Here is a 5,214-nt window from a genome sequence, read left to right as displayed (position 1 = left end):
GGTCGTCTGAAAGATTTCAGACGACCTTTTTTACTGAATGCGGATAAACAAAATAGGGGGGCAGGAATGTGGAATTATAGTGGATTAACTTTAAACCGGTGCGGCGTTGCCTCGCCTTAGCTCAAAGAGAACGATTCTCTAAGGTGCTGAAGCACCAAGTGAATCGGTTCCGTACTGTCTGTACTATCTGCGGCTTCGTCGCCTTGTCCTGATTTAAATTTAATCCACTATAAGTTGTCTTGTGTTGAAACTTTGATTTATCGTTCTTTTTGAACAGTAATTAGGTTGAATGTTGAAAAGGTCGTCTGAAAACCATTTTTCTTGGTTTTCAGACGACCTCTGTTCTCTTTATATCAAGGCAATTCGTGGCAATCAGATATATTGAACCGAAATAATGTCGTATTCGCGTACGCCGCCGGGGGCTTGTACTTCGGCGACATCGCCTTCCTCTTTGCCGATTAGGGCGCGGGCAATGGGGGAGCCGACGTAGATTTTGCCTTCTTTGATGTCTGCTTCGTCTTCCCCGACGATTTGATAGGTAACGTGTTCTTCGGTTTCCAAATCTTCCAGCGTTACGGTCGTGCCGAAGACGATTTTGCCTTCTGCGTGGATTTCAGCGGGATTGATGATGTGCGCCATGGACAATTTGTGTTCCAACTCGGAAATTCGTCCTTCGATAAAGCCTTGTTTTTCTTTGGCGGCTTCGTATTCTGCGTTTTCGGACAAGTCACCGTGCGAACGGGCTTCGGCGATGGCTTCGATGATTTCGGGACGGGCGACGCTTTTGAGGCGTTGCAATTCTTGTTTGAGCAATTCTGCGCCGCGTACGGTCAATGGAATTTTTTGCATGGTTTGTCATCTCCGCAAAAGCGTTTGGACTGCTTTTGCCTAGTAAAAAATGCGGTAAATATAATCCGCAAAATGAAAATAAAAATACAAGCCGCCTAAATCTCGGCGGCTTGTCTGTGTAAGAATGAATGGCGGTATTGTACCAAAATCAGGGGAAACTGCAACGGCAATCGGCTTTTCTCCTACTTTGGTGTGGCTTTAGTCCAAATGTTCGCTGCTTTGCGCCAAAACGGTACGGTTGCCGTTGGTTTCAGCAGGCGAAACGATACCGTCTGCTTCCATTTGGTCAATCAGGCGGGCGGCGCGGTTGTAGCCGATGCGTAATTGACGCTGGATGCCGGAAATGCTGGCTTTGCGCGTTTTCAGAACGACAGAGACTGCTTCGTCATACATCGGATCGACTTCGCTGTCGCTGCTGCGGCTGATGCCCGGCAGATCGTCGGTTGTGCCGCTCATCAGAATATCGTCGATGTAATCGGGCTCGCCGAATTGTTTCAGATATTCGACTACGCGGTGTACTTCGTCGTCTGAAGCGAATGCGCCGTGAACACGTTGCGGATAGCCTGTACCGGGCGGCAGGAACAGCATATCGCCTTGTCCGAGCAGGTTTTCCGCGCCCATTTGGTCAAGAATCGTACGGCTGTCGATTTTGCTGGACACTTGGAAAGCGATGCGTGTCGGGATGTTGGCTTTAATCAGACCTGTGATGACATCGACGCTGGGGCGTTGCGTGGCAAGGATTAAATGGATGCCTGCTGCGCGGGCTTTTTGGGCAAGGCGGGCAATCAGTTCTTCGATTTTCTTGCCTGCGGTCATCATCAAATCGGCGAACTCGTCAACCACGACTACGATAAACGGCAGTTTTTCCAAAGGTTCGGGATCGTCGGGCGTCAGGCTGAACGGGTTGGCAATTTTCATGCCTTGTGCGGCAGCTTCCATGATTTTTTGATTGAAGCCCGCAAGGTTGCGAACGCCCACATGGCTCATCAAACGATAGCGTTTTTCCATTTCGTTGACGCACCAGTTGAGCGCATTGGCCGCCAGCTTCATATCGGTAACGACAGGCGCGAGCAGGTGCGGAATGCCTTCGTAAATGCTCAATTCCAGCATTTTCGGGTCAATCATAATCATGCGCACGTCTTCAGGCGTCGCCTTGAAAAGCATGGACAGGATCATGGCGTTAACGCCGACCGATTTGCCCGAACCGGTCGTACCGGCAACCAGCAAATGCGGCGCTTTGCCCAAGTCGGTAACGACGGGCTGACCGGTAATGTCCTGACCGAGCGCGAGCGTCAGCTTGGATTTGGATTCGGCAAACGCGGGTGAATTGAAGATTTCGCTCAGGCGTATCATTTGCCGTTTCGGGTTCGGCAACTCCAAGCCCATGCAGGTTTTGCCAGGAATGGTTTCGACAACGCGGATAGAGGCAACACCGAGCGAACGGGCAAGGTCTTTTTCGAGGTTCATGACCGAATTACCGCGCACGCCGACATCAGGTTCGATTTCGTAACGCGTAATCACCGGACCGGAATAGGAATCCACGACTTTGACTTTGACCTTGAATTCCGCCAGTTTCTCTTCGATGGTGATGCTGTTGTTTAATAATTCTTCTTCGGTTTGCGTAGCGGCAGGGTCGAACTGGGGCGGAAGGAGCAGGGCGGTAGTCGGCAGATGGATACTGTTCGTCTGCGGGTTGGTAAGGTCGTCTGAAGCCGCATCCCAATCATCGTCACCGTCAAACCACGGTGTTTTATTGGTTTCAATATTTTCAGACGACGTTTGCTCGTCTGGCAGGTCGCGTCCGAATACATCCGCGGTATCGTTGTCTGTTTCGGAATCAACGTCCTTAATTGTGTCGCTTGCCGATTCGCGAATCAGGTAATCATGTATGGAGATTTCCGGATTGTTGCTGATGTGTGCGTTAACTTCCGATTCAAATACGGAAACGGACGGATGATTAAGGAACACGGGTGGTTCGGGAATGTCGATTTTGTTTTCGGGTAAATCGAATTTGGGCGGTTTCGGAATATCGACCGCAGGTGCCGGTACGGGCGGTACGGGAGGCGGTTCGATGACGGTTGCGTCAGGAGCGGGCGGACGGGAAATAAAAGTGTTTTCACGAACGGTGCGGGACAGTTTGGCGGGAACCGCCGCTTTTCGGCTGGCGATAGGGGCTTGGTTTCTTGCGGAGAAGGATGATGTGGCTTTCGCCGTTGGTTGTTTGATACTTTCGGCTTCCTGTTGAGAAAATTGTCGGCGGGTTATTTTTTCTGCGGCAGCTTCGGAGTGCTTGAGTGTGCGGCGGCGGTTTGCGGGCAGTTTCAGATTGGCAAAAATATCCTCATCTTCAATAATTTGAGGTTGGTATCCGCGCACAGGGGCAACGGCTGCTGCAAGTTTGTCGCGAGCGGCACGGCGCATGGCGAGATTATTTTGGATGTCGATGACGTTGATTTCGTCTTTTTGACCGTAATAGTTGGCCGTAGAGGGGACGGATTCACGTTCGGCAGTACGCAAAGCGGTTTGTGCCGTTTCGATATGGGGTCGGCCGGCTTTTTCCAGGTGAATGCTGTCCACATAAGATTTGACGCGTTCGCGCGTACGGCGTAAGACAGGGTCGTTGAAATCAATGACTTCCAAACCTTTCATCGGTGTAACCGATGTCCGTACCAAACGGATTTCCGGTTCGCTTTCAGTAGTGATGGCAACGGGGTTTTGTTTGGCGGTTTGATGTTCTTCCCATTCTTGGACGGCAGCTTCAGTCAGCGAGCGGGTGGCTTCTTCCAAAGTAATCTCTTCGAAGGCACCGCCCGTTACCAAGCCGGGCGTATATTCCGGCGTATCGGACGTTTCGAACGGTACGATTTCCGGATATTGCTCAGGTTTGTGGGCATTTGGACGGACTTTTTTAGGGGGGATGTCGGGTGTTTGGGGAAATTCAGGCTCGTGGAGGTATTCCGGCTCGAAATCGGTTTCAGACGACGTTTCGTATGCGGGCGATGAATCTGCCGCATCTTCTTGTACGGAAGGGGAAACTTGGAATGCACCCATAGCCTCCGCCAGCGAGCTTGGAGAGAAAGAGGAGTCGTCTGAAAGCGTTTGCGTACGTTTCTTGTAGTCGTGTTGCGCCGCTAAAAGACGCAGGCGGGCGATGGTTTTGTTGCCTGTGGTTTTTGCTTCTTCTGCAAGTTCGTATGCTTCGTCCGGATTTTCGTCAAAATCCCTGCCGCGTTTCAGACGGGTCAGCTCGCGTTCCCAATCTTGTTCTTGTTTTTTGTGCAGTAAAAACACGATGCCGATGGCAAGCAATAAAATAATAATCAGCACGCTCCACAACATATTAAAATTTTCCCGAGTCAAAAAAGCAAAGTCCGTTATTCTAACGCTTTTTAGAGTGAAACAAAACCGACAAGGCTTTGTTTCCACTATAATCGGGTCGTCTGAAACGCTTTTTAAACATTGAGGATATATGCTTTTCCAAACGGGATGGTTTTCGGGTTTGATTTTGGCCGCTGCGTGGTGCGTGTTGGTTTTATTGTTGGCATTATCCGCGCCGAAGGCTTATCGTGATTTTCGAAAACATGGTTCGGCAGCCGCATTGGCAGGGATTATTTTGGCGTCGGTCTGGAGCTTGAATGCCACCCCTGACGGCGGGCAGCTTGCGGGGATGAGTTACCATCTGTTGGCGGTCAACCTGATTGCCCTGATGCTCGGCGTACCGCTGGCATTTTGGGTCTGTGCGTTGCTGTATTTGCCCTATGTTTGGATATTCGGCTCAGATTGGCAGGCTTATCCGGTCAATGCGCTTGCGTTGTTTTTGCCTGCGCTGGCGGTCAATTTGCTGTCGCGTGCCTGGGTCAACCGGCTTCCCGCCAATATTTTTATCTTCATTTTCGTCAATGGTTTTTTAGCATCCGCAGCGGGCATGCTGCTGACCGGGGGTATCTTGGTCGGCATATTGGACAGGGTGCGGGCTTTTCCTGAAACGACATTGTGGAGTACGGCATTTCCCGTGTTTTTCCTCATTGCATGGGCGGAAGCGTTTTTAAGCGGTATTACTGTTGCTATTTTTATTGCGTTAAGGCCGCAGTGGATTAATACGTTTGATGACGGACGCTATCTGAAACCGTCGAATAAGATTTGGTAAAAGGTCCTGGGATTCGGATTTCAAGTGCAACAACTATGGTACCGGTGATTGAAACAGATTTAAGAATAAAACACTTGGCGTTTCGCAGCCAATTTCTAATCTTTGCCGACGATGGTGTCGGCCTCCCAATCGCCGATGCGGTTTTTTTGGTCGACGATAGCAGGGCGGTTTTCTATGCCGACGCGGTTGGGCACTTTGCCTCCGGTCCATGTGCTGCC

3 protein-coding genes and 1 pseudogene are annotated in these 5,214 nt (G+C 50.6%); 1 reads left to right on the top strand and 3 read right to left on the bottom strand.

Translation table 11 applies throughout. From position 1 onward, the window contains the following. Positions 1 to 372: 372 nt before the first annotated feature. Together greA and HMPREF2907_RS03355 are read right to left on the bottom strand one after the other, a co-directional pair. Entirely contained in the window at positions 373 to 849 is a 477-nt protein-coding gene (gene greA, locus HMPREF2907_RS03360) for a transcription elongation factor GreA (protein ID WP_003742680.1), read from the bottom strand. Positions 850 to 1,047: 198 nt separating this feature from the next. Continuing rightward, positions 1,048 to 4,188, bottom strand: coding sequence for a DNA translocase FtsK (locus HMPREF2907_RS03355; RefSeq protein ID WP_070680064.1), 3,141 nt, complete (start codon positions 4,186 to 4,188; stop codon positions 1,048 to 1,050). A 130-nt stretch (positions 4,189 to 4,318) separates the two neighbouring features. Between HMPREF2907_RS03355 and HMPREF2907_RS03350 the strand changes: the two genes are divergently transcribed. Continuing rightward, complete coding sequence (locus HMPREF2907_RS03350; protein ID WP_070680061.1) at positions 4,319 to 4,996, top strand: energy-coupling factor ABC transporter permease; 678 nt, start codon at positions 4,319 to 4,321, stop codon at positions 4,994 to 4,996. A 98-nt stretch (positions 4,997 to 5,094) separates the two neighbouring features. On the opposite strand, the pseudogene HMPREF2907_RS12850 reads toward HMPREF2907_RS03350, so the two are convergent. Continuing rightward, positions 5,095 to 5,214: pseudogene (locus tag HMPREF2907_RS12850) on the bottom strand (IS30 family transposase); the annotation flags it as partial.

The organism is Neisseria sp. HMSC055H02 (assembly GCF_001813335.1).
Classification (GTDB): domain Bacteria; phylum Pseudomonadota; class Gammaproteobacteria; order Burkholderiales; family Neisseriaceae; genus Neisseria; species Neisseria sicca_C.
Note: the sequence above shows the minus strand (reverse complement) of the source record. Positions and strands in the feature narration are given on the sequence as shown.

Excerpts from the sequence above, each read along its gene's own strand:
- HMPREF2907_RS03350 (WP_070680061.1), top strand. The coding sequence starts at position 4,319 with ATGCTTTTCCAAACGGGATGGTTTTCGGGTTTGATTTTGGCCGCTGCG.
- HMPREF2907_RS03355 (WP_070680064.1), bottom strand. The coding sequence starts at position 4,188 with ATGTTGTGGAGCGTGCTGATTATTATTTTATTGCTTGCCATCGGCATC.
- greA (WP_003742680.1), bottom strand. The coding sequence starts at position 849 with ATGCAAAAAATTCCATTGACCGTACGCGGCGCAGAATTGCTCAAACAA.